This window comes from Novosphingobium guangzhouense (assembly GCF_002896965.1).
Classification (GTDB): domain Bacteria; phylum Pseudomonadota; class Alphaproteobacteria; order Sphingomonadales; family Sphingomonadaceae; genus Novosphingobium; species Novosphingobium guangzhouense.
Genome location: NZ_LYMM01000043.1, coordinates 23,132 through 46,610 on the forward strand (window position 1 = coordinate 23,132; position 23,479 = coordinate 46,610).

18 protein-coding genes and 3 pseudogenes are annotated in these 23,479 nt (G+C 59.4%); 15 read left to right on the forward strand and 6 right to left on the reverse strand.

The genetic code is table 11. The features are described 5' to 3' along the window. Window positions 1–30 precede the first annotated feature (30 nt). The 5 genes and pseudogenes from A8V01_RS16410 to A8V01_RS16425 all read left to right on the forward strand — a co-directional run. Window positions 31–2,802 carry a putative bifunctional diguanylate cyclase/phosphodiesterase gene (locus A8V01_RS16410; RefSeq protein ID WP_170065952.1) on the forward strand — a complete coding sequence of 924 codons (2,772 nt, stop codon included), beginning with the start codon at window positions 31–33 and terminating at the stop codon, window positions 2,800–2,802. Window positions 2,803–3,425: 623 nt separating this feature from the next. Continuing rightward, window positions 3,426–4,004, forward strand: coding sequence for an RNA polymerase sigma factor (locus A8V01_RS16415; protein ID WP_103096942.1), 579 nt, complete (start codon window positions 3,426–3,428; stop codon window positions 4,002–4,004). Then, window positions 4,001–5,092, forward strand: coding sequence for a FecR family protein (locus A8V01_RS16420; RefSeq protein WP_103096944.1), 1,092 nt, complete (start codon window positions 4,001–4,003; stop codon window positions 5,090–5,092). Before A8V01_RS16415 ends, A8V01_RS16420 begins: the two co-directional genes overlap by 4 nt. 132 nt (window positions 5,093–5,224) lie before the next feature. Then, window positions 5,225–5,845 (forward strand): annotated as a pseudogene (locus A8V01_RS29790) (STN domain-containing protein); the annotation flags it as partial. 114 nt (window positions 5,846–5,959) lie between these two features. After that, window positions 5,960–9,400 (forward strand): annotated as a pseudogene (locus A8V01_RS16425) (conjugal transfer protein TraG N-terminal domain-containing protein); the annotation flags it as partial. Here A8V01_RS16425 and A8V01_RS16430 read toward each other — a convergent pair. Continuing rightward, entirely contained in the window at window positions 9,381–9,860 is a 480-nt protein-coding gene (locus tag A8V01_RS16430) for a hypothetical protein (protein WP_103096951.1), read from the reverse strand. The pseudogene A8V01_RS16425 and the gene A8V01_RS16430 sit on opposite strands and share 20 nt — an antisense overlap. A 374-nt stretch (window positions 9,861–10,234) precedes the next feature. On the opposite strand from A8V01_RS16430, the gene A8V01_RS16435 reads away from it, so the two are divergent. The 3 genes and pseudogenes from A8V01_RS16435 (at window position 10,235) to aac(6') (ending at window position 11,921) form a co-directional block, all read left to right on the forward strand. Then, window positions 10,235–10,732: a hypothetical protein gene (locus A8V01_RS16435; protein WP_146037289.1), complete on the forward strand. Its 498-nt coding sequence runs from the start codon at window positions 10,235–10,237 to the stop codon at window positions 10,730–10,732. Window positions 10,733–11,090: 358 nt separating this feature from the next. Next, on the forward strand, window positions 11,091–11,366 hold the full coding sequence (locus tag A8V01_RS16440) for an HU family DNA-binding protein (protein ID WP_103096956.1): 276 nt from the start codon (window positions 11,091–11,093) through the stop codon (window positions 11,364–11,366). A gap of 85 nt (window positions 11,367–11,451) precedes the next feature. Next, window positions 11,452–11,921, forward strand: a pseudogene (gene aac(6') / locus A8V01_RS16445) (aminoglycoside 6'-N-acetyltransferase). A gap of 392 nt (window positions 11,922–12,313) precedes the next feature. Here aac(6') and A8V01_RS28250 read toward each other — a convergent pair. Continuing rightward, window positions 12,314–12,694: a DUF6771 family protein gene (locus A8V01_RS28250; RefSeq protein ID WP_146037290.1), complete on the reverse strand. Its 381-nt coding sequence runs from the start codon at window positions 12,692–12,694 to the stop codon at window positions 12,314–12,316. Between the two features lie 296 nt (window positions 12,695–12,990). On the opposite strand from A8V01_RS28250, the gene A8V01_RS16450 reads away from it, so the two are divergent. Then, window positions 12,991–13,989, forward strand: coding sequence for a MucR family transcriptional regulator (locus A8V01_RS16450; RefSeq protein ID WP_103096958.1), 999 nt, complete (start codon window positions 12,991–12,993; stop codon window positions 13,987–13,989). A 357-nt stretch (window positions 13,990–14,346) separates the two neighbouring features. Here A8V01_RS16450 and A8V01_RS16455 read toward each other — a convergent pair whose 3' ends face one another. Next, entirely contained in the window at window positions 14,347–15,270 is a 924-nt protein-coding gene (locus tag A8V01_RS16455) for a hypothetical protein (RefSeq protein WP_146037291.1), read from the reverse strand. Between A8V01_RS16455 and A8V01_RS16460 the strand changes: the two genes are divergently transcribed. Beyond that, window positions 15,270–15,656, forward strand: coding sequence for a response regulator (locus A8V01_RS16460; protein ID WP_211295034.1), 387 nt, complete (start codon window positions 15,270–15,272; stop codon window positions 15,654–15,656). The genes A8V01_RS16455 and A8V01_RS16460 overlap by 1 nt on opposite strands. Before the next feature lie 77 nt (window positions 15,657–15,733). Beyond that, window positions 15,734–16,099, forward strand: coding sequence for a hypothetical protein (locus tag A8V01_RS16465; RefSeq protein WP_245892628.1), 366 nt, complete (start codon window positions 15,734–15,736; stop codon window positions 16,097–16,099). 111 nt (window positions 16,100–16,210) lie between these two features. Here A8V01_RS16465 and A8V01_RS16470 read toward each other — a convergent pair whose 3' ends face one another. The 3 genes from A8V01_RS16470 to A8V01_RS16480 all read right to left on the reverse strand — a co-directional run bounded on the left by A8V01_RS16470 (window position 16,211) and on the right by A8V01_RS16480 (window position 20,260). Beyond that, window positions 16,211–18,103, reverse strand: coding sequence for a PAS domain S-box protein (locus A8V01_RS16470; protein WP_170065954.1), 1,893 nt, complete (start codon window positions 18,101–18,103; stop codon window positions 16,211–16,213). 576 nt (window positions 18,104–18,679) lie between these two features. Then, entirely contained in the window at window positions 18,680–19,573 is an 894-nt protein-coding gene (locus A8V01_RS16475) for an SDR family oxidoreductase (protein ID WP_103096965.1), read from the reverse strand. Between the two features lie 45 nt (window positions 19,574–19,618). After that, window positions 19,619–20,260, reverse strand: coding sequence for a DUF4142 domain-containing protein (locus tag A8V01_RS16480; protein ID WP_425437340.1), 642 nt, complete (start codon window positions 20,258–20,260; stop codon window positions 19,619–19,621). 68 nt (window positions 20,261–20,328) lie between these two features. Between A8V01_RS16480 and A8V01_RS16485 the strand changes: the two genes are divergently transcribed. The 4 genes from A8V01_RS16485 (at window position 20,329) to A8V01_RS16500 (ending at window position 23,383) form a co-directional block, all read left to right on the forward strand. Beyond that, entirely contained in the window at window positions 20,329–20,769 is a 441-nt protein-coding gene (locus A8V01_RS16485; RefSeq protein WP_103096967.1) for a DUF3597 domain-containing protein, read from the forward strand. 163 nt (window positions 20,770–20,932) lie between these two features. Further along, on the forward strand, window positions 20,933–21,109 hold the full coding sequence (locus tag A8V01_RS28665) for a hypothetical protein (RefSeq protein ID WP_170065955.1): 177 nt from the start codon (window positions 20,933–20,935) through the stop codon (window positions 21,107–21,109). A 109-nt stretch (window positions 21,110–21,218) separates the two neighbouring features. Continuing rightward, window positions 21,219–22,874 carry an FAD/NAD(P)-binding protein gene (locus tag A8V01_RS16495; protein ID WP_245892635.1) on the forward strand — a complete coding sequence of 552 codons (1,656 nt, stop codon included), beginning with the start codon at window positions 21,219–21,221 and terminating at the stop codon, window positions 22,872–22,874. After that, window positions 22,871–23,383 (forward strand): DUF1543 domain-containing protein, encoded by a 513-nt coding sequence (locus A8V01_RS16500; protein ID WP_103096975.1) that lies wholly within the window; start codon window positions 22,871–22,873, stop codon window positions 23,381–23,383. Before A8V01_RS16495 ends, A8V01_RS16500 begins: the two co-directional genes overlap by 4 nt. Window positions 23,384–23,479: the final 96 nt, after the last annotated feature.

The following is a 23,479-nucleotide window of genomic DNA, read 5'->3' on the forward strand; positions in this document are numbered from 1 at the left end:
ATGTAAAGTCGCCAAACAGTGATGCCGCCAATGAAATTCAGTCCGCGTAACCAGATCGCGCACGGCTCCGATGCAGTGCTTCGGGCTCAGTACTCAGCTTTGCGGACACAAATTCCGCTGATGTACGCGCTCATGGGGGTCAACGCGCTCTTCCTGGCGGCCGCAACGTACGGGCAGGTTCCTTTCGCCCATAGCGTCGGGGTGCCGGGTGTGCTTTGCACGTTGATTGGGGTTCGGGCCGCGGTCTGGCTGTTTCGCCGCGGAAGAAATCCTGAGCCCGCCAGAATTCGTCGCTACCTGATGGGCACGGTCGCGGCATCCGTACTCCTCAGCTTCGCGTTCGGAGGTTGGGGGTACCTGCTTATGAGCGAAGCCGAGCCTGTCCGTTCCACTTCGATAGCGTTGTTTGTCTTCGTGGGGTCCATCAGCTGTTGCTACTGTCTGCATGCACTGCCCGTGGCAGGATGGTGTGTCCTCCTTTTCGGTGCTCTGCCCGTCACGGCGCGACTGGTGTTTTCATCCGACACCTATCTGATGGGCATCGGCCTCACGTTCTTTGTAGCATCCGGCGTCATCCTGCGATCGCTTTCCAAAAGCCACGCCGCCTTCAGGGAAACTCTGCAATCGCGTTCGGAGATGAGTGCCCTTATCAATGCACTTCAATCCAGTCAGGAACACTACCGCCACTCCGTTGAGCTCAACCCGCAGATCCCGTGGATCACTGACAAAACCGGCGCCGTCATTGAACTTAGTCCCCGCTGGACGAAGCTGACCGGTATGAGAAGTGAAGATGCTCTGGGCTGGGGTTGGACGGTCGCGGTTCACCGTGACGATCTGCCACACGTCCAGGAGATCTGGGCCGCTGCATTGCAATGCCCGGATGGGGGCGGACATGCCGACGTTCGATATCGCCTTCGGCTTGCCGCCGGCGATTTTCGCTGGTTCCGCGCCCGTGCTCTTCCCCGCGTAGATACCGACGGTCAGATCCTCTCCTGGTACGGGAACCTTGAAGACATCGACGATCAGGTTGCTGCTGAACAAGCTGTGCAGGCGAGCGAGGAGCGCTACCGCCTGGCCTCCCTCGCCACCAACGATGTGATCTGGGACGTGTCGCTCGGCCACGATCGGATCGAATGGAGCGGCGCCGCGGCAACAGTGCTTGGATATCCCGAAGCGATGCAAGGCACGTCGCGAGGTTGGTTGGTGGAGCGTGTTCACCCCGATGATCGGAACCGCGTCCTTGGGCAATTTCAGAACCTCGATGCGCTTGACCGCACGCAGTGGACGCAGGAATTCAGGTTCCTAGCCAGTGATGGAGCCTACCTGCATCTGGTCGCCCGTGGTTACGTCGTGCGCGATGCGCATGGTAAGCCCGCTCGGCTCATTGGCTCTCTCCAGGATGTAACGAGTCAAAAGCGCTACGAAGAGAAACTGCGGCAGGCGGCTCACTATGATGCTCTGACAAACCTGCCCAACCGTGTCTTGTTCAGCGAGCGTCTGGAGACGGCGCTTCATGAGGCGCGCCGTAGTGGCGGTCAGGTCCAGTTGATCGTTCTGGACGTCGATCGCTTCAAGGCCACGAACGACACGCTTGGGCATGATGCGGGAGACGCCCTGTTGTGTGAGATCGCTGCCCGGCTCTTCAAAGCCGCCCCGGTCCGCGCAACCGTCGCCCGCTTGGGCGGAGACGAATTCGCGATCATTTGCCCGGGCATACAGGAGGGCGAACTCGCGGATACTGCGGTGCAAGAGTTGCTTGCGGCAGCTAGCGAGCCGATGACCTTCAACGGTCGCCAGCTCGATGTGAGCCTCAGCGCAGGTTCAGCGACGGCCTTTCTTGATGGTCAAAGTCCCGAAGAACTTCATAAAAATGCCGATCTCGCGCTATACGCAGCGAAGAGCGAGGGCACCGGTCAGGTCTGCTCTTTCAAGCCCGCACTCAAGACCGCTGCGGAACGTCAGACGCAGATGCTGTACGACGCGCGCAAAGCGCTGCACGATGACCGTATCGTTCCCTTCTATCAACCCAAGGTCTGCCTTCGCTCCGGGGCTTGTCTGGGCTTCGAAGCCCTTCTGCGCTGGCACCACCATAGCGGCCTGCGTTCACCTGACGCCATCGGTGCTGCTCTCAATGATACCGACATCTCTTCGAAGCTTACCGATCGCATGATCGATCGGGTCATCGCCGACTTGCAACTCTGGCAAGACAGCGGCGTCCAAGTGGGACGCATCGCCATCAACGGTGCCTCGGGTGATTTTCAACGAGGCGACTTTGCGGATCGGATACTGAATCGATTAGCGCATGCGGGACTTTCACCATCTCTCCTCGAGCTGGAGGTGACGGAATCCGTGTTCTTGGGACAACTGACCGAAACGGTAAGCCAGACCCTTGCGATCCTTTCCAAGGCCGGCGTGACGGTTGCACTCGACGACTTTGGAACGGGCTATGCCTCCCTCACCCATCTCAAGCAGTTTCCGGTGGACACGCTCAAGATCGATCGCTCGTTCATTTCCCGTCTTGATGCGCGCGACCGCGAAGATACAGCCATCGTCAGCGCAGTCATACATCTGGCCAGAAACCTGGGCATCACCACGGTCGCGGAAGGCATCGAAACGCCGTTTCAGGCGGCGCACGTCGCGCGTCAGGGATGCGATATCGCGCAGGGGTTCCTCTTCGGCCGCCCCATGGCTGCCGCCCATGTCAGCGATGTCGTGTTGAACTGGAGCGCCCCGTCTGTGCTTTCCGTAATCGCCTCCGGAATGCATGCCGTACGACGGGCTCCCATCCTCACCACAGGATAATGACCGTGCTTATTCCCGAGCCGCCCAGATCGAGGGCATGACCGCCCTTGTCACAGCCGTAGCTGCGACGAGTCAGTCACTACAGATTACGCACGTGGGCGGCTGAAAATAGCCTGATGGGGACCGCCCAAGCCAGCGAAATTTCGTTGGGCCGAACCTCCGGGCTCTTTCAGGATGAGTGCTACCCGAATAAGCGCCATCAGCGTCCATCCATGGCGAGTGGGCAGGAGCCGGCGGTGACGGGCGCACTGGATCTTGGTGATCTGAGGGCCGCTACTGAAGCTGCAACCGTTTAAACAGCTTCCCGCTGATGTTTGAGCTTGCCGCGCGGGTGCGCAGGCCCGCCGCCGGTTTTCCGCCTCGGTAGCGCTCACCGAACCGTACCTGCCTGCCACCCGCTGAGACTTCACCAATTACCAAACCGCGATCTTATCGGATTCGAATCCGCGTACCGTCTGCGCTACAGTACCTCATGCTTGATTAAGTACCGATATTTCGTCATGGTACTCACGTCGATTGGGAGCAATCACGCCTGCTCATTCGAAGAGAGCTCTCTGCTTCGACGTAACCGGCTCTTGCGTAATCACCCTCAATCGGGCCGGCCGATGAGAAAGCGTACCTCGATGACAGCCGATGCCGATAATTCGCAGGTTCCCGATTTCACCGATCAACGAGATCAAAGGTCACAGCCAGCGACGGCGCCGCTCCAAGGGGACATCAGTTCGATTTACGCAACCGAAGCGCCACGACTGCAGAAGTACTTTCGTGCACGCCTGCGCGGCGGCGATGAAGCGCCCGATCTGGTACAGGAGGCATTCGCGCGGCTATTGGGCGTCATGGCGCGAGAGCGTCCGCAGCGCCCTGCTGCCTATCTCCAGCGTATCGCGCGCAACCTGCTGTTCAATCGAAGCAAGCGGCTCGAAAACCAGTTGGCGCCGGATCACGTGTTCTTCGATGACGGCTACGAGCATGCGACGGCACCCATGCAGTCCGACCATATTGAGGTTGAAGATATGATGCGGATTTACCGCCGGGCCTTGAGCGAGCTTCCGGAAAGGACGCGGCAGATATTTCTTCTTCATCGTGTCGACGAGCTGACATACAGGGAAATAGGAGAAAGGCTGGGAGTATCAATCCCGACAGTGCAGTACCATGTCGCCCGCGCCCTCGCCCACATCGATGCGGCTCTGGAGCAGGAATGATGGAAGATTCTGAAATGCGCCGCCAACACGATGAGCTCAGGCAAGAGGCAGCAGATTGGTTCGCCATCATGCGGGGGCCAGAGGCTGAGGCGCGCCGTGTCGAGTTTGAGGCCTGGCTGGCATGTAATCCGGCCCATCGTCGTTTTTACAACAGGATCGCCGAGACTTTCAGCCACGGGAAGTTGCTTAAGGGCACGGAAAATGAAAGAGCGGCCAACGACCTGCAGGCCGACCAGAAAACGCTGCTGCTCGCGCCAGCGAAAAAGTGGCTGGGTGCCGGCTGCATTGTAGCCACGGTGTTGGCGCTGGGCGGGGCGAGTCTTTACTTCCAGGCACTACCGACGGTTTCAAAGCCGCCTGCAGACTTAGCGCACTCCGCCTCCACGCCCAGCAATGGAGCAAGGACATTCGTCACCGCGCCGAATGAAGTAAAGCTATTCCAGCTTGCGGATGGTTCAAAACTGACGCTCGATGCGGGGAGCCTGGTTGAAGTCGATCTGGGCGCCAGCTCACGCACCTTGCATCTGGTTCGCGGCCACGCTCGCTTCGACGTCGCGCATGAAAAGCGACCTTTTGTCGTCCGGGCAGGCAATGGCAGCATCACAGCGCGAGGCACAATCTTCGACGTCACGATCACCCGTGAGCGCACGGTGATGGTTCATCTCCTTCGTGGGGCCGTGGATGTTTCCTCCGACTTTCAGGGCCGTCATGCGAAGAAGGCCAGCGTACGTCTGGCACCGGGCCAGCAGTTCGGTTTTGCTGCCGAGCAGGGACCGACGCCGGACGAGAAGCCGACACGAAGCTCGATAGCCTCGCAGTGGACCGACGGCTTAAGGGAATATGAAAGCGTACGGGTAGCGGACCTTCTGGCCGAGGCAAATCGCCATGCAAAGATACCGCTCCAGATCGCCTCAAGCGAAATTGGCAACATCAGGATTTCCGGAATGTTTCGTGTAACGGATCCGGAAGGCCTCGCTCGAAATGTGGCGGATTTGCTCGGATTGGGGCTTGCGAGTTCCCCCCACGCTCGCGTGCTCGTCCGTTCATGCCACGACTACGGCGAAGTAAATTGCAGGCCGCCCTCATAAAAAGGCGATCCAGGTTGTCGTTCCCCGCAAGACCGGCGGTTTCGCCGGTCAGCTGGCGCGGGGAGCATTATGGGGAACATCGGAACGAGTTTGTTGTGGTCGGCGGCAACTGTCGGCACATTTGCACTGGCGATGCCGACCGCTCATGCGGTGCAGGCGCGTCAGACGTACAACCTGCCGGAACAGGACCTTGGCGCGTCTTTGCAAGCGGTTGCGCGAGCAGCGAAGCGCGAGATCATCTTTCGCTCCGACGGGGTGAAGGACAAGCGCGCACCTGCGCTTGAGGGGGATTACACACCCAATGAGGCCTTGGACATCCTTTTGAAGGAGTCCGGACTGGTATTCGTCGAGCGCAATCAAACCATCCTGATCCGGGAACGCTCGACACGTGCCGAAGGAAACGAGCGGTCCGACGGTTCGGAAATCCTTGTGACGGGTAGCCGCCTGCGCGGTGCGCCGATTGCCTCGCCGGTCATCGCCTTGTCGCAAAGGGACATCCTGAATTCGGGCCAGAGCAATCTTGGCGATGTCGTACGTGCGATCCCACAGAATTTCGGTGGCGGACAGAACCCGGGCGCGAACATCACTACGCCCGAGAAGAAAGGGAACTACATCGGTTCGGGCTCGGCGATCGATCTTCGCGGTCTCGGTGGTGATGCCACGTTGACGCTGCTGAATGGCCACCGCCTGGCCTATAGCGGCGCATATCAGGCGATCGATATTTCGGTCATTCCGATCGCGGCGCTGGATCGCCTTGAGATCGTAGCGGACGGCTCATCCGCGCTTTACGGCTCGGATGCGGTAGGCGGCGTCGCGAACGTCATCCTCAAGCGCGACTACGACGGGGTCAATACCGCCGCCCGGTTCTACGACCGGGTGCGCAACGCCTATCAGCCGGTCGGCGATGTGCCCAACCTTCTCGTCCTGGTGGCCGGGGCGACCAACATGATGGAGCGGGCGCTGGTCGAGACGATCGACGACAACACCCTCGATCCCCGTGCCAAAATCGAATTCGGGGCGGGCGGGCACAGCTTCGATCTGTTCCTCAACGCCGTGTCGCCGCGCGGGCCGATGACGGACGTCTTTCTCGACAGCACGATCAAGGACTATGTGCGCCAGTGCTATCCGGTCGCGCGCGTCTCGCCGGCCTACGACATCGATGACGACAAGCTCCTGCGCAGCGCCAGCGACCTTCCCGCCGCCTTCGCGGCGATGGCCGGACCGGCGACATTCTCGACGGTCTATACCGAGACCGACAAGGGGGGAACGACGGTCAGCTGCACCGAGGCGTGGGCGCACATCTCGGACAGGCTTGGCGATCCGGTTCTTTTCGATGGCTATTCCAGGCAAGTTTGTGCGCGCACCGGTTACAATGTCGAGAATCCCCAGCAGATGACCCGATGCCGTCAGCAGCTCGGGGAGATGGGCCAGATGATGCTGGACCGCCCGCTCTCGGCGCAAGGCTTGATGACGCACATCCTGCTCGGCAACAGCATCGGCGATGTCCTGTTCGAGGACTCGCCTGCGAGCGCGGCCCGGGTAATGGCCAACCGGGCGGTTATTTCCAGCGGTCTCGCGACGATGTCGGTTGCGAACGAGTGGATGCCGACAATCCGCGCGACGGTCTTCGGCATCATGCTTTTCATGATCCCGGTCGCGCTGCTTTTCGTACTGACGCCGATCAACCTCAGGGTTGCGAGCTTTGCACTGGGAATGTTCGTGTTCGTGGCGCTGTGGGGTGTGATTGATGCCGGGATTCACCAGCTCACGCTCGGGCGCGCTCTGGCGACGCTTGAGGAGCTGCGCTCCAACGCGGTCGCGGCGAATGCCTGGTTCCTTGCCCCGACCGCAGCGATGAAGGCGCTCGCAATCTTCGGCAGCTTCAGGACCGCGGCTGCAGGGCTCGCGGGCGCGTTCGTCTTCACGGTCTTTCGTTTCAGCGGCAACATGTTCACGGCATTTACGTCGGGCTCGCTCGGGATCGCAGGCCAGGGAACGGCTGCTGCCTCGGCGATGGGAACGGCCGAGGGTCAAACATCGGCGCTCGAGGCCCAGGCGTCCGCCATGGGCACCCGCGCACGCGCATCTGCCGCGCCCAGCTTCGCGGATTTTGGCGAGCGCTCCGGTTTCAGCAGCAATCGCGCGTTCGGCGAGGCAGGCCACATCCTTGGGGAACGCCCTGCCCCATCCGGCACGGCCGCCTTTGCACTTGGCGATATCGAAGGCGCGCGTCAGCTTGGCAGCCTGGCCCCTGCCCTCGATGGCCGTGACCTCTCAGACCCGGAGATCGTGCGCGCAGTGAAGGCGAATGCCGCGACGACTGCAATTCACCAGTTCGCCGAAAAAGATGCGCTGCGGAACCTGGGTACGGGGTATTTCGGGACGGAAAAGGCTGGCGAGAAGGCATTCGCGGCCTTCAGCCAAAACCTTGTCCAGTGGCGCGCGTTCGGCGACAACCGGGCCTATAGCATGATGAAGCAGTCAGCCACGCGCCACTTCGAAAGAGCGGGCTACTCGCCTGCAGACGCCGAGCTCAAGGCTTCAGGCGTGATCGCGGAAGCGCAGGCGGATCCGACCTATGCCAAGCTGATCGCGAACGCATGGCAGCAGGGGCAAATGCTGGCGAACGATCTCACGTCGGCACAAGTCCAGGTTGGCGCGATGCAGGGTCGACGCGATCATGCAGGCACCAAAGTCGCAAATGTCGAGCGCGCGAACGTCGCGACCGAACAAGGCTGGCGGACCGGCGGTAACCGCGGGCAGCGCCAGGCGGCGGGAATGTTGGGCCTGTCCGTCGAGGAGACATCGCGCCGGGTCGGCTTCGTCAATGCGCTCTCGGGCGAGGCGCGCAGTACCGCGGTTTCACAGCTGGCGCGCTCGACCGGACGGAACGAAGCCCAAGTTCTTGCCGCTCTTGAGCGCTATAATACGGCTGTCCACCTCGGCACGGCGGATGGTGCCACAGCCGAGGCGGGCCGGGAGGGTACGAGTGTCTATGGCCGCACACGCGAGGCGGCGGGGTACGATTTTGCGGAACGCTCCGGCAAGCTCGACGCCCAGCGCGAAGTCGGGCCGTCGGGAACGCGCGGCGCCGCCCGCATCGGCGAGCAGCGGCGCCAGTCGGAGAATATCGGCTTTGCGCAAGGTGCTGCGGCTGCGGGCGTGTCGACCCGCGAGGCGGCCCGCCTCGACAGCTTCATACAGGCGCTGACGCGCACAGCAGGCAATCAGGTCGATGTGGCAGAGGGCGGCGCAGCTGGCATCGCCGACCGCGCCCGGAATGAGCGTCTGACATCCATCGTGGATCGCGAACGGCTGACCCGCATGCAGCGCCTGCTGGCCGACAACGGCATCGATCTCAGTAGGCGTCAGATCGCAATGGACCAGAACGGCGACCTCAGCCTCAACCTGACTCCCCAGACGGCAGCGGCAATGTGGAAGGCGGGACTTATCAATGAAAGCCAGCTTGGCGCAATCGCCAATGGCGGCAACGCGCGCTTCAGCTTTGCGCACAATGATCTGCTCGTTTCCAGCGGCACCGCGTTCAGCAAATCGGCGCGCAGCGACACTAGCACCCGGTTCGAGGCCGGCAAGCAGGCCGGTCCGGACACGATCGAGCATTTCATGGGGGGCGGAAAGGAAGGACAGGAGATGCTGGCCAACTGGCTGCGCGGCGGCTTCGAAATGGACCGCAAGGGCGAATGGCGTCTAAAGCCACAAGTCGCAGACACCCTCCAGCGCGACGTGCAGGCCATCATGTCCCAAACAGGCTGGCAGCGGAGCATTATGCGATCGGCGCAAGATCAAAACATTATGGGCACCACCATCAGCCTCGATATCGGCGGCAGTGTCAGTGAAACAAACAATGAGGCGCTTGGCGACGGTCAATCGCAGAGCCAGTCCAGACGCGGTGGTCGATCGAAGGGTCGTGGCACTTCGGGGCGAGTTGGGGGAAGCTTGGGATTTGAAAGCCGCGACGTCGGAAGCACCAGCGAAAACGCCCAGTCAATTATGGATATCGTCAACTACGATATCCGCCAATCTATTGTTGCAGCAGAACGCAAGGCTGCTCGATCAAGCGATCCTGCCACAATATTCTCCAATGACCTCTCGGAAAAAATTCTGGGACCGCGAGGGCTGCGTGACCAATATCTCAAAGACCTTAGCACTGCGCGAGCGACGTTTGATATCACGGGCCCGCTCACATCATTGGAACAGAAATCAGTTCTAACTACCGGCCGATTTTCCAACGATATCGATGGAAGTCCGGACGACGGGAAAAGCACATTCAAAAACCGGGATGAGTGATCGATGGCGAAGGCACGTATGATGGGTTGCTCGGGTTATCGCGATTACCGATCCATAGAGGTCCCGACCTCGGATCCATCGGATTGCCTCTCGCGCGACAGCTGTCCATAAAATCTAGGTCCGCGCGACGAAGCCAGTCCGTTGACAGTATTTCTTCGTCATCGATCAAGCCCGATTTACCAGGGGAATGTGCCAAGCAATCGAGCCATTCGCGGAAGAAGCCAACGGCGAGCAGAATAAAAACCACAGGTGGTAAGAAGAACACATTCATAAAGCCAGCCAAGGCGCCGCGATAGAACTGTGCCAGGATCTCAAAATGAGCGGAAACGGCCATCCCGAGCCACCAGAAGGGAATGGCAGACCACCAAAATTTTGCGTACCAGGGCGTCCAAATCCACTTTGACAGCCGCGGGTACTCCCAGCGCTCCTCAGCGTCCTGACTACCGTCGGCGATCTCCATCGTGCGATCCTTTCTCAATCATCCTATCATGATTGTGGTTTCGTGCACGCGGTATTGATCAATCAGGAAGAGCCGCGGCATCGCGGTGTCCCCATTTGTTCTGATCGAAGATTGTGCTACGGTGGCTCCGCGTTGCGCAAAGGGCAGCGCCGGGACTGGTAATCCCGAATGGAAGATGTCTCTCCGAAAACGATTGTTTTCGGGGCGCCGTCGCACATGTCCAGCCCTCGCGGGTAAAAGCGACGGCGGATGTGCTTCCGTTCATCTTACCAGCCCCGGTGACTCCCGTGCCTAGCGCGCGGGAGTTTCGGGAACGCACGCATCCTTCCTGTCACTCTCGGATCGTCCTCGCCGGATGCGCAGTGGAGGTTCGCGTGACGCGTAATCCGGTTATCGGCAACCTGCCGCCCAAGGATCATAGCATCGAGCACTTCGGCTCATCCAATCATGACCGCGTTTTGAATGCAGACACGTATTTTCGCGCTTTGGAATTCATTAATTTGATGAACCTAAACATGGTTGAACAGCGCCCCTCCCAAGTGATCAAGAACGCGGCGTATGCATTACAGTTTGCACTGAAAGCTGCACTCCTCTATTCCGGTAACGCCGAAAACTGGATTGAGCGGCATATCGGCCGCGATCTTGAAGCTGCAATGGCGCTAGCCGCATCGTTCGGGATGCCGCCGCCAACACCGGAATTTGCGGGCGTACTACCGGAGCTTTCGCGCTACCATGCTGCAGGCCGCAATTTTGGACACGCGCGCATTCTATCCGTAATGACCTCAAGGCATATCTGCGAAAACGTACTATCGCTAATTGAAGTGGTTGGTGAGATGATCGAAATAAAAACGAACGACCGCGCTGACATGTAAAGGCCAGAGGCTTACTATTATTGTTGTTGAGTTCTGCCCAACCCCGAAGCCTTCGCGGCCGTGGGAAAGTAGCGCGGCGACATAGCCTTCAATGCCGGGGGCATGGCAAATATATACATCGACGCCTCGCTGGCGCTGACGGTGGGTGCGGACCCACCAGACGATAAAAGGTCAAGTACCTTCGAGATTCCCGATTTCATTATCGCTGTCCACGGGCTGTGGACAACTGGTCTCCGGAAAGCCTGATAACCTGAGCACGCCTTGATCGGTCATCTGGTTGCGTCATGGTGAGCGCACGTCACGGGTCAAAAGCAATGATCCGGCGGCGCAACACAGACTTCGACAGGAAGAACTTCTCATGAACAACAGCGAGCTCGCAGACGTTATCGCCGCCGATCACGGCCTCGCCAAGACCGATGCCCGCAAGATCGTCGATGCCGTCTTCGACGCCATCGGCAACGCGGCGGCGAAAGGCGAGGAGGTTTCGCTCAACGGTTTCGGCAAGTTCAAGGTCAAGGACAGCCCGGAGCGCGAAGGCCGTAACCCTCGCACTGGAGACGCCATGACCATCAAGGCATCGAAGAAGCTCGGGTTCACGGCCGCCAAGGGCGTGAAGGACAAGCTCAACGCTTAAACCGAAGAGGCCTGCGGTGCTGCGCTGACAGCTGGCGCTGCAGGCCTTGTCAACACTGAAGGCGCATATCTGGGGGCGAGCGGAAATGATCGTACGCATCGAATTTGCGGGCGCCACCGACCTCGATGATTGGGCTGCCCTACGCGCCGCGCTCTGGCCGGATGGCTCAACGGCGGAGCACCGGAAGGATCTGGTCGACTTGATGGCCGAGCATCAACCTATCGTCGGCTTCCTTGCGCGCGATCTGCGGGGCACTTTGGTCGGGTTTGCCGAAGCCGCCTTGCGGATCGATTACGTCAACGGATGCGAGACATCCCCCGTCGCGTTCCTCGAAGGGCTCTTTGTTGTAAAGGAGTGTCGCCGCCAAGGCATCGGCCGCGGGCTCGTCGAAGCGGTCGAAGCATGGGCTCGGCTCAAGGGTTGTACCGAAATGGCTTCCGATGCCCTTATGGAGAACACGGTTTCGCACGCCATGCACGCGGCGCTGATTTCGAGGAAACCGAGCGGGTGGTGTTCGTTCGCAAGGTTCTCGATACTGCGCCACACTTGAGTTGATCTGCGGCACGGTGGACCTTCCACCCCCCAATCAGCTCTAGCCGCGACATATTGCTCAGCAGTATCAAAAAATTATCGGTAGCAGATCCTTAGCGAATATTGCGGCCCCCGGCACCGTTTGCACCACCGTCCGTTAAAGCCTCACCATAGATGTGGAGAGGTTGCCATGAACCCGACGTGGAGGTTTGTTCTCGCCCTGCCCTTCCTTACCCTGGCTGTCCTGCTTTCGATCCCAAGCTGCCTTTGCATGTACGCCGCTGCACGCATCGAGGGACAGAACCCAGTATAAGCGAGCCAGCGGCCGTTGCGATGGGTTGCCGCACGCGGGTTCGCTCGTCAGGCTGCGCTTGATCACGCCAATGGTCCACCGAACGCTTGGCCCGTGATGGAATTCAGACCTTGTCCGGTTCCGTTCCATGATCCTGCAGGGCGCTGCTGATCATTGCGGCCAAGGTGTCTTCCGCCCGAGCGCGGATGGCTGAATCTTTGGCCTCGAGGTCGCGCCGGACCCATTGCGGCGCCCGCTCGAGAACGTGACGGATGATGGGCGTAAGATCCTTTGTCATGCCGGGCCTATGACCTAACCATCCTGGGCTGTCCAGCAGTGCCCGCAGTGCGGAAACCGGACCGTCAGTGCTTCCATCCTTGGTTGCAAGACCGGCAATAAAGAAAATGCCGGCACGAAGGCCGGCTGTAAAGTTTGGGAGAGGATGCCTGAAAGGCAGCCGCAATGTGGGTGATGGCAGCTCCGAGGACCAGTGCAATTGACGCATGGGGCTTCCCGCGTTCTGCAACTGCGTGCTAAACATAGATCGACATTGGCTAGTGGGACGCGATGATCGAGAGGTAGGTGACGAACTGAATGGTCTTTGATATCTGCGCCTGTCTTCGGAAGGCTAGGTTTGTGCGGCACGGCTTTTGGCCCGTAATGGGGCATCTTCCCGTTCAATCTATGGTACTAGGACAATGAATGCACTTGAAAAGCGCCGTAATCGGGGCAATGCATCAAGCATTGCCATAGGGGCATAAGCGTCCTTAGGCGCCCGTAATATCGAGAGGGGCAATATCGATGCCTGATACCGAACCGACTTCTGATATCGCCGCTCTGACCGTACAGCTTCTGAGTGCATATCTGGGCAACAACACCGTCGGCGCTGACGAACTCGCCGGCCTCATTCGCTCGACGCGCGCTGCTCTCACCGAGGATACAGCGTCGTCGGCGGCGGAGCCTGAAGCACCGACGTATGAACCTGCAGTATCGGTGCGTAAAAGCCTTTCATCCGACGACCACATCATTAGCCTTATCGATGGGAAGCCTTATAAGGCCCTCAAGCGCCATTTGACAAGTCATGGGCTGACTCCTGCGGAATACCGGGAACGCTACAACCTACCCGCGACCTATCCGATGGTTGCACCGGGTTTCGCTGCCCAGCGTCGCGAGATCGCCAAGAAGATCGGTTTGGGCAATCGCAATTCCGTTGTCGCGGACACCAAGGAAAGCGCATCGTCACCGAAAGCTGCCCCGGCAGCTGCGGTCGATCTGCAAGCGTCGGAAGCGGAAGTGGCGAAAGCAAAAGCTGCTGCTGCTCCCAAGACGAACATGAAGCAGACCGCCGCTCGCAAGCAACGCAAGGCCCCGGCGCAGGAAGCGATCATTGCTTCCGACTCCATTGTCGATGCGCCTTCGAACGAACCTGCAACGGCCCCTGAAGGAGTTGTGCCGAAGAAGAAGGCTTCAGCAAAGTCCAAGGGGAGCACGGCGCCTGCGAAGGTTCCTGCGGCCAAGAAGTCGGCCGCTCGCAAACCCAAAGCGGTGCAGGAAGCAAGCGAGGTCAAACCATCTGATGCACCAGTCGAAAACCCGAAACCAGCCCCGAAACGGCGTGGGAAGCTCGGACTATTCAACCGGGAGGAAACGGAGTCCAAGAGCACTGTGGCAGACCAAACAACGCCTACCACCCCAGACAAAGCAACCGACAAAGCGGAAAAAAAGACGCCACGGGCGAAGCGCATGGCGCGCGCACCGAAAACTCGTACCCCTGCAACGGACGGTGGTAACGACGTTTGATCGTAGAGCGGGGGGCCGGCGTCAAACGGCCCCCACCATTCACTGGTCAAGGAATGTCGAAAACTATCGCTACTGATTTTCACTGCGCCTGCGATGGCAGTCGACCGGGGCAGGACGGTCAATTTCGGTACTGCTTAGCGACTGGGCTTGGGACATTCGCGACTGTCGGCTTCGGAGCGGCTCGCCCAGATAAGCTGCCACTCCCGGAGTAACCAACGGCCGGTTCTAGAGCAAACATTCGGACTTTTGCGACTGTCCGCAATCGCCTCACGATATGAAATAACTAGATGTTTGAAATGGCAAGAGTAAAGTAATCGCTCCGGTCCGATTTTTTCCTCCCGCCGCACGCCGTTCGAACTATCTCATCTTTTGACGCAAATCTTCCAATCGCGCCTGAGCCTCCGAAATGGCATCGCTGTCGCGCGCTGAATGATAGGCGGCGACCACCCTTTCCATGGCACGTACCGCCTCGAGTAGCGGTGTCTCTTTGAACGGCCCTTTTCTCTTAAGTTTAGCTAGAATTTCGAAATCGGAGGCGAGGTTTTCAAGCATGCCAGCGAGATCGGAATCCGGCTGATTATGCCATGCATGCTCGACGAGATCCCGATGGATTTGCACCGCCTCGCCCATGTCGTGGCGCATGCGTCTACGCAACGCGTCGCTGGGGTTCGAATTGGAGGCGAGCGTCTCTTCTGTAAAGGTCGCCAGCGCCTGAGCGAGCCCGTCTCGCGCCTCGGCGACTTTTTCGCCCAGCGCATTAGGGTCCTTCAGGGCTTGTTGATATTTCTCGATCGTATCTCGGCTCGGAGGCGCTCGCTCCGCTTCATCCGTGAAGGCTCGCTTTTCCTGCAGAGCCCTCGCTTCATAAAACAACAGCAGAGCCCTTGCCGATTGGCTGTTCCGTCCCGCCCCCTGACGAGCACTCACGATGACTTTCAAAATTTCATCGAGGCCAGCGACAAAATTCGGATCGGAATCAGCCAGAGTGTAGGCTTTGTCAAAAAGTGCTTCGATCAGTGATTTAGCGTGGCGAACCCGCTGTTGTCCGTGCGTGTATCGATACAGGTGTTCAAACTCAGTTATGGCTTGATCGATTAGTTCTACGTTTTCATCCGAATTCTCGTCGAATGCGTCCTGCAGGCTCTGTGCGTAAAGCATCCTGGCCGTCGTCCCGGTGTCCTTGATCGGCGAAAGCACTTCAATTGCAGCTTTGAAGTTGCCTTTGGTCCGCTGCTGTCGAGCAGCAACAAGCGCACCGCTGGCGAATGTGGGAGGCAGCAATGTCTCTCGCGGGTAAGCGCGTGTTGGTCGTGGAAGACGAGATGCTCGTGGCCATGAACATCGAGGACATGCTGACCGAACTGGGTGCCATTGTCGTCGGCCCGGCCATGCGTCTGGATACCGCGCTGGATTTGGCCGGGCGAGAAGACTTTGATCTCGCCATGCTGGACGTGAACATCCACGGTGGACGGTCTTACCCGGTTGCCACGGTTCTGAAATCGCGCGGCGTGCCTTTCATATTCGCCACCGGGTGTGGGCACGCGGACGATGCGGACGAATTCAGTGATGTCGCGACCCTGGCAAAGCCCTTTCGCTCGACCGATCTCGAATTAGCGCTTTGTCGCGCTCTTGATTCATCGACGCACTCCCCAGATTCGTCGTTGTAGCGCCTTGGAGGGCGTCGGGGCGGAAGGTGGCTTTCCGATTGCTTGGAACGAGCGCGCATCCTGCAAGTTGGTGCAGCATGAAAACGACATCGACGCTTATGGCAGCCGCAGCTTTGGCTTGTACGATTGCCGCCTGTGATGGCCCGAAGGAGAAGGCGGGTGCCGCAAGGGACGAGGCGGCCGCAAATGCTTCGGGCGTGCCCTATGATGGCAATGGCCCGGCCGAGCGCGCTGGCCGCGCTGCGGACCGCGTAGATCGCGCGGCCACCAAGGCGCGTGATTCTCAGGGGGATGCGCTCAACGACCAGGGGCGCTCTATCGAAGCGCAGGCTGATGCGGAGGCCGATAAGCTGGAGCAACAAGCACAGGAAATTCGCGACGCCGCCAAAGCAAAGGCCAGAGAGCTGGATCGGCAACCAGATAGGCTAAAGCAGACGTCCTGAGTGGGGGGCGAAAGGGGCAAAGGCCTCTCGACTAACATTTGGGCGTAAAGCCTTGGTCGATTTTACCGTCCAGACCTGATTGGCGCTGCACCGAATTGTTCCTGTCTATGACTAGACTTTGGGGAACACGCGACCGAGATTGACGCTAAAACGCGCCTGCAGGCCTTCTGGAAGGTATTCGATCAGGACATCCCGGCTACCGCATATTCCCATGGATATGAGACGAGATCCAAATCCCTTGGTGGCTGGTTTCTCTACGATTGGTCCGCCGCGCTCCTGCCACAGAAGCTGGAAGTGGCTGCCATCGTGGTGCCAACTGACCACCACCTGCCCGGTTTCGAGCGACAGCGCGCCATATTTCACGGCGTTTGTCGCCAGTTCGTGAACAATAAGCGATAGCGACATCGCCGCTTCGGCGCTGACCTGCATATCCGTTCCGCACAGCGCGATCCTGCCGCTGTCAGCGCCTAGCCAAAGGATCCGCTGAAGGAGCGCTGACATCTGCGTGGCGGTCCAACTGGTCTGGAGCAGACTGTCGTTCGCCTGACCGAGCGCGACGATCCGGCTGAGGAGAGTTTCCCGGACCTCAGAGTCTATGCCTCGCAATGTTTGCGAGGCAAGCGACTGGACCATCGTGAAGCTGTTCTTCACGCGGTGGGACATTTCCTGCATCAGAAGCTGCTTTTGCTGCTCGGCAGCCTTGCGCGCCGTCACGTCGACCGATGTCCCGGAAAATCGATAAGGATGGCCGGCTGCATCGACCACCATCCGACCCTTGCATTCGACCCAGCGGATCTGTTCGCCGGGGATGGCAAGCCTATAATCGACGAGGAAATCGGCACCACGCTCGAAGACGGCCCGGATGCTCGCGCGCAGCGCAGGGAGATCTTCGGCGACGACATACCTTTGATACTGCTCTTCTGTGAGGCCTGCGGTGCACCCGTCGACATCAAGGCCATAGAGCCGCGCGAAATTGGCATCGCCGTGGATGCGATCCGAAGACACCATCCAGTCCCACAGGCCCACAGAACCGGAAGCAGTGAGAGCCATCTGCAAGCGCTCCTCCTGGAGCGCTATCCGATCCTGCAACATGCGCGCCTGGGTCTTGTCGCGCAGGACCTTCACGAAGCCGACAATGACGTCATCGGCATCCTTGAGGGGCATCATCTCTCCGCTCGCCCAAAAACGCTCGCCGCTTTTGCGCATGTGCCAGCGCTCATCGGCCCCTCGGCCATTGGCAAGAGCCTGCCGCATCTCATGGCTTGGAACTGCGTCAGCGCGATCCTCTGGCGTGAAGAAGATAGAAAGGTCGCGACCTAGAATTTCCTCGGCTGACCACCCAAGAATGTTGGCAGCTCCGGCATTCCAATCAGTGATCGATCCTGTGCGATCCATGACGATAATCGCATAGTCGATGGCGCTATCGAATATCGATTGAAAGCGCAGCGCGGCGTTGGCGAGTTCATTCTTGATCTCCCGTTCCTGCCGCGCGACCTTGCGCAATTCCAGCTGGCTCATGACCTGCGTCGCCAGCATCTGCAAGGTGAACCGTTGCAGTTCGCTCAGCCCGTCCGGACGGGTCCGGGTATCCAGGATGCAAAGCGTACCGATTGCAAGACCTGCCTGATTTTTAAGCAATGCGCCGGCGTAGAATCGGATACCGCCCGCAGCGTCGACCAAGGGATTGGCGGCGAACCGGCTGTCCTTCGTCGCATCGCGAATTTCCAGGAAATCCTCTTCCAGGATCGCGTGAGCGCAGAAGGATGTGTCGAGCGGGGTTTCTCGAACGCCGAGACCAACTTCGGCCTTGAACCACTGGCGGTCATCTCCAACGAGATTGACGACTGCGATCGGGGCTGCGCAGATCGCCGCGGCCAGCTTCACAACGTCATCGAACTGCTGTTCGCGCGGGGTATCGAGAATATCATATTTGGCGAGCACAGAACTGCGGCCCGGGGAAGAGGCATTAGAAAAGCATAATGTTTCGTTCTGTGTGTCGCTCAAATCGAGGCTCCATGCGCGAAACCGAGGCGTCGGCTGCGGACGATCTATAGCCCTAGCTGCAGCAACATCGCCACCTATAACACGCAGCAAAAACCATGATTAGCATTCCCCGCCTGGCGATGTCCCGATCCACCCGGAAGTCGATGTTGGCAGCATAGACTTGATCGCTCGAGTGATAATCAGTTTATAGCCGAGAAAAGCCCGGCGCCTGAATTCAGGGCCGGGCAAGTTGAATAGGGCTGTTTAGCCCTTCGGGTCGCAAGGCATCACTACTGGCAGAATGTGTATATCAGAAGTCAATTCGTGGTCTTCACCCGAAATAGCCAGACGTTCCAGGGTGGTTGGAAGAATGAGATTTTTCAGAGTGGAACGTCACGCGCAGATACTGGTTAATTAAGCTATGTGCGGAGACTGGCAGGCATTATGGGGCTGGGTGCCACCGATACCTGATGCCGAGCCGTCGCCATGCATCGCATGTGTCGTGTTTTCATCGACCGCGCATGTGAGGGCCCGGCGGCAGTACCACTAGACTGCTGCTGCCGGGCCGCATCTGTACTTGATTAAACGTCTACCGTCTCAGGCGAGCCCAGCGCCGCCGGTCACGCCGAAGACTTCGCCGGTGATGTAGCTGCCCTCTTGCGAAGCGAGCAAGACGTAAACCGGTGCGATTTCCACGGGCTGACCGGGACGACCGAAGCGACTGCGCTCGCCGAAGTGGGCAACTTTCTCCTGCGGCTGACCCCCGCTTGCCTGAAGCACGGTCCAGAACGGTCCCGGAGCTACCACATTGGCGCGAATGCCCTTCTCGATGAGCTGCTTGGCCAACGCTTTGGTATAGGCAACAATGCCCGCCTTGGTGGTCGCATAGTCGAGGAGGATGTCCGATGGGTCATAAGCCTGCACCGAGGCCGTGGTGATGACCGAGGCGCCGGCCGGGAGATGGGGCACCGCCGCCTGTGTGATCCAGTGCAGGGCGTAGAGGTTGGTCTTGAGCGTCTTGTCGAAGTCGTCGGAGGTGACCTCGCCAACGTTTTCTCGCCATTGCTGGCGTCCTGCATTGATCACGAGGATGTCGAGGCTTCCGAAGCCTTTCACCGTGTCCTCGACGAGCTGCCGGCTCCAGTTTTCATCGCTGACGTCACCCGGAAGTCCAATGGCTTTGCGGCCTTCGGCTTCGATCAGGGTGAGGACTTCTTGCGCGTCCGCCTCCTCGCTTGGTAGATAGGCGATGGCTACGTCCGCGCCCTCGCGCGCGAAGGCGATCGCAGCCGCACGGCCGATTCCGGAATCGCCTCCAGTAATGAGTGCCTTACGGCCAGTGAGCTTGCCCGCGCCGACGTAGCTCTTTTCACCGTGGTCAGGTCGAGGCTCCAGCTTGCCTGCGATCCCTGGACGCGGCTGCGGCTGCTTGGGAAAGGGAGGCTTCGGGTATTGTGATCGGGGGTCCTGCATCGTCAGCCGGTCGGGCATGATCGCTCCTTGGGTCTATGGGATATACGTGCGGGGCAAGGTTCGTCAGAGGGCCTTCGCCATGTTGAGGTGAGCGGTGACTGTGGGGACCAATTCGGTTGCGAATGTCTTGAGCGATGCCTGATCTCCGCCCGCTGCGTAGCCTTTGAGCGCATCCAGCGTGGCCTGGTGAGCGCTGACCTGTGCCTTGGCATAGGCCTCATCGAACGCGGCGCCTGTTTTACTCCGGAGGTCGGCAAGCTGTGCATCCTGAGCAGCGGTCATGCGCGGGGCAAGGGTGATCGGAGGTGTGGCAGCCGCCGCGGCTGCGGTAAGCTTCTTGGTAGATTCGGTATGAGCCTTGATCATTTGTTCGGCAAACGTCTTCACCTTGGCGGACTGGGCCTTCTCGGCTGCGAGCTTCGATGTCTCGATCTCGAACATGTCGCTCGCAGCCGCTATGTTGGCAAAGACCTGCGCCGGGCTCTCCGCCGAAGTCGTCCCGGTTTCGTTCATGGCATCTGCAGCCGGCGCGGAGGTCATTTCGGTGGCGGGCTCGGCGTCCTTCTTGTTGCAGGCGCTGAGGCTGAGAACGGCCAGGGATGCTGCCATGAGCGCGTTGTTCTTGATCACGATCTGTGCTCCGCGTTGAGTGGTGGGGAATGAGGGCTGAACGATCGGCAGCACGAAGCCGTTCCGATCAACCATCGACGTGCTGACGCGTTTGAGGGTCTCACCATCGCGTTATTAACCGTGCTATTGTCGAGGAGAGGAGCATGAGCATCTTCGGAAATATCCTGAACAAGATCTTCCATCATGGGACCGAGAAGAAGGCCGATCCTGCAGCCAACGTGGGCGCGCCCAAGTCTGCTCCGGCATCTTCGCCGACGTCCCCTCATCCAGCGTCTGTGGCCCCATCGCCTGCACCCGTAGGCCCCGTTGCGGCGGCGCAACCTTCCGTCGACGTCGGCGCAGTGTTAGAAGCCATGGCTTCGATGAAGGCGGATCATGGCGGCAATTACCGCACGTCCATCGTCGATCTCCTCAAGCTTCTTGACCTCGACTCCAGTCTCGCCGCACGCAAAGAGCTTGGGCAGGAACTGGGCGTCCATGTCGGAGCGGATGGCACAGCGGAGCAGAACATCGCGCTGCATCGAGCGGTTATGGTCAAGCTGGCCAGCAATGGCGGCATCGTCCCGGATACCTTGCGTGGCTGAACATGTATAAACGGTAGCGGCCCGTTCGATGTACTCCCGTTGCAGTAAGAGGCGAATCTCTCACTTGCGATGAGTCGAGCAGCGTTGTTGGAACTGTTTCTGTCCCTCGCGCACTTTCATCCTGCAAGGATCTGCAAAACGCGGACCAGCGCAGGAGATGATCATGAGCATCGAAGGTAAGGCGAAGGAAGCAGCCGGCTACGTCAAGGAGGAGCTCAACGAGCACGGCAAGTCCCCCGAGAGCCAGAAGAAGGCGCAGGAGGGCCGCGATCTGCGCAACGAAGGGCGGATCGAAGATGGCAAGCCGCCTAAGACCTCCGAGCCCGGCGCCGGGCAGTGACCAAGGAACCCCCGCTTCGGCGGGGGTTTTCTTTCAAAAGCCATCATCGCGGCGAACATCGGCGTTTGCCTGTTCCATTGGGATATCCGGGGATTGTATGACGTGTTCTGTGGCTATCGTGGGCGCTGGCCCTACCGCCATCTACACCTTGAATGCGTTGCTCGCGCTGCAGCCCGCAGCCTTCGAACTTACTATTTTCGAGAAACAGCCGTTCATCGGCAAAGGCACACCCTATCGCCCCGGCTGGAACGATCCGGCGATGCTTTCCAACATAGCCAGCATCGAGATACCACCTCTCGCGACAAGCCTCGTCGCATGGCTGCACGCGCAGAGTTCGGAACGGCTGGCGGAAATGCACATTGACGCTGCGGCCATCGATGATCGGACATTCTATCCGCGCGTGGTCTTGGGTGAATTTTTCTCAGAACAGATGCAAATGCTGCTGGAGCAGGCCGCCACGCAGGGGACCGTCGTGACCGTGCGCACACGGTGCGAGGTGCTCGATGCCGTCAGCGGGCCTGACGGAATGATTTTGCGCGTCCAGCCCCATCGCGGTGAATGCTTCGAAGCCAGATTCGACCATGTCATTCTTGCCACCGGGCATCAATGGCCGGAGCAGCCCGAGGTCAGCCCGGGGTATTTCGCCAGTCCCTGGCCGGCGAGCGAGATCGAGAAGATCCCTGCGACTCATGTGGGTATTCGAGGCTCGTCGCTAACCGCCATCGACGCTGCCGTTGCCCTGGCCATCGCACATGGCGATTTCGTGGAGGCTGAAGACGGCGGCATCACCTATGTCCCTGCGCCAGGCACTGAAGATTTCCGGATGACGATGCTGTCACGCAAAGGCCTGCTGCCGGAGGCCGATTTCTATTTTCCGATTCCGTATGAACCTCTGTCGATCTGTACCGCAGAAGCGATCAACGAGCTCATCGCCGCCGATGATCCTTTGCTTCTGGACCGGACGTTCGAGTTGTTCAAACGGGAGCTTGCCGCAGCGGATGCATCCTACGCGCAAGAAACGCGTCTCGCATCGCTCAACCTTGAAGATTTCTGCGAAGGTTACTTCAGCCAGCGCCTGGCCACCGACCCTTTCGAATGGGCACGGCATAATCTTACAGAAGCGCAGCGCAACTACGAACGACATCATGTGGTAGCATGGCGCTATGCGATCCTGCGCATGCATGAAGTGATCGAAGGCATCGTCCCCTACCTTGGTGACGCCGATTTCCTGCGATTTTCAAAGCACTTCAAGACCGTCTTCATCGATGACTACGCGACCGTGCCGCATGAATCGATTTTGCGCATGCTCGCCCTGCATGACGCCGGAAAGCTGGAAGTGATCGCGCTCGGAGAGGATTACCAGATTGATCCGCACGGCGTCTCGAGCGGAGCGCTACTGACGCATGGCTCGACAGAATTCCATTTTCCCGTCTTCATCGAAGCGACCGGCCAGCGCGCACTTTCTGCCAAGGATTTCCCCTTTCCCTCGCTTCGCGAGCAGGGGATCGTCCATGACGTCGATGCCTCGAACGAACACGGTCCTTTGCGCGGTATTGCCATCGACGACCGGTTCCACCCCATCTCCTCGCAGATCCCGGCAGACCAGCTTTTCTGCGTCAGCCTTCCCTTCATCATGGGGCGGCACCCGTTCGTGCAGGGCATCACAAGTTCACACGAGATTGGCCAAATAGTGGCCGCTGAACTGGTCGCCGCAATTGGCCGCCGATGTAACACCGAGATAGTGAAGGAATTGAACGAGCGATGAAGCTTTTCGCAATCTACATTGGCGGCGAACACCCCAGCGCCAATATCGAGGTACACGATGTGCGCTTCGTGCTCGCCGACAGCATCGAAGGGGCGTTCCCAATCCTGCGGGAACAGTGGTGGGGCGTGCCCAGAAGCCTGCATGTCGATTGCTGGGCCGAGGTCACCGAAGCGGATGGCTTTGCGATCTCACTGAGGCCCGAGCCCTTCGAAGGGGAGGAAAAGCTCTACTTTGTTAATCTGGGCGGCTACCAACCGGAAGAATTTGCCGAGCGCCATCGCAACGTCTTCGTGGTCGCGCGCAGTGAATCAAAGGCGAAGTACCGCGCGTTGAAGATGGTGAAGGGTTGGATCGAACCGCACAAGGACGATCTCTACGAGGCCGAACATGCCTATAGCCTGAGCGACGAACCCTTTGGTGAGCGACTTTTCGTGCATCTCACGCCGATCGACCGGCACGAGCAACCAGAGTTCACCTGTCGCTACATACCGATCAGAAAGGCGAACTGAGGCAACGTTCCAGCGAACTCTCAATGGCTGTCGCCACCTTGCTCGTGGAGCCTACTCATCTTCCTCGGGAAATTTCGGATCGCGCTGCGTCCCCGA

Bases quoted from the DNA above. Each gene is read 5' to 3' on its own strand.
- A8V01_RS16410 (WP_170065952.1), top strand. From the start codon at position 31: ATGAAATTCAGTCCGCGTAACCAGATCGCGCACGGCTCCGATGCAGTG.
- A8V01_RS16415 (WP_103096942.1), top strand. From the start codon at position 3,426: ATGACAGCCGATGCCGATAATTCGCAGGTTCCCGATTTCACCGATCAA.
- A8V01_RS16420 (WP_103096944.1), top strand. From the start codon at position 4,001: ATGATGGAAGATTCTGAAATGCGCCGCCAACACGATGAGCTCAGGCAA.
- A8V01_RS16430 (WP_103096951.1), bottom strand. From the start codon at position 9,860: ATGGAGATCGCCGACGGTAGTCAGGACGCTGAGGAGCGCTGGGAGTAC.
- A8V01_RS16440 (WP_103096956.1), top strand. From the start codon at position 11,091: ATGAACAACAGCGAGCTCGCAGACGTTATCGCCGCCGATCACGGCCTC.
- A8V01_RS28250 (WP_146037290.1), bottom strand. From the start codon at position 12,694: ATGCGTCAATTGCACTGGTCCTCGGAGCTGCCATCACCCACATTGCGG.
- A8V01_RS16450 (WP_103096958.1), top strand. From the start codon at position 12,991: ATGCCTGATACCGAACCGACTTCTGATATCGCCGCTCTGACCGTACAG.
- A8V01_RS16460 (WP_211295034.1), top strand. From the start codon at position 15,270: ATGTCTCTCGCGGGTAAGCGCGTGTTGGTCGTGGAAGACGAGATGCTC.
- A8V01_RS16465 (WP_245892628.1), top strand. From the start codon at position 15,734: ATGAAAACGACATCGACGCTTATGGCAGCCGCAGCTTTGGCTTGTACG.
- A8V01_RS16475 (WP_103096965.1), bottom strand. From the start codon at position 19,573: ATGCCCGACCGGCTGACGATGCAGGACCCCCGATCACAATACCCGAAG.
- A8V01_RS16480 (WP_425437340.1), bottom strand. From the start codon at position 20,260: ATGGTTGATCGGAACGGCTTCGTGCTGCCGATCGTTCAGCCCTCATTC.
- A8V01_RS16485 (WP_103096967.1), top strand. From the start codon at position 20,329: ATGAGCATCTTCGGAAATATCCTGAACAAGATCTTCCATCATGGGACC.
- A8V01_RS28665 (WP_170065955.1), top strand. From the start codon at position 20,933: ATGAGCATCGAAGGTAAGGCGAAGGAAGCAGCCGGCTACGTCAAGGAG.
- A8V01_RS16500 (WP_103096975.1), top strand. From the start codon at position 22,871: ATGAAGCTTTTCGCAATCTACATTGGCGGCGAACACCCCAGCGCCAAT.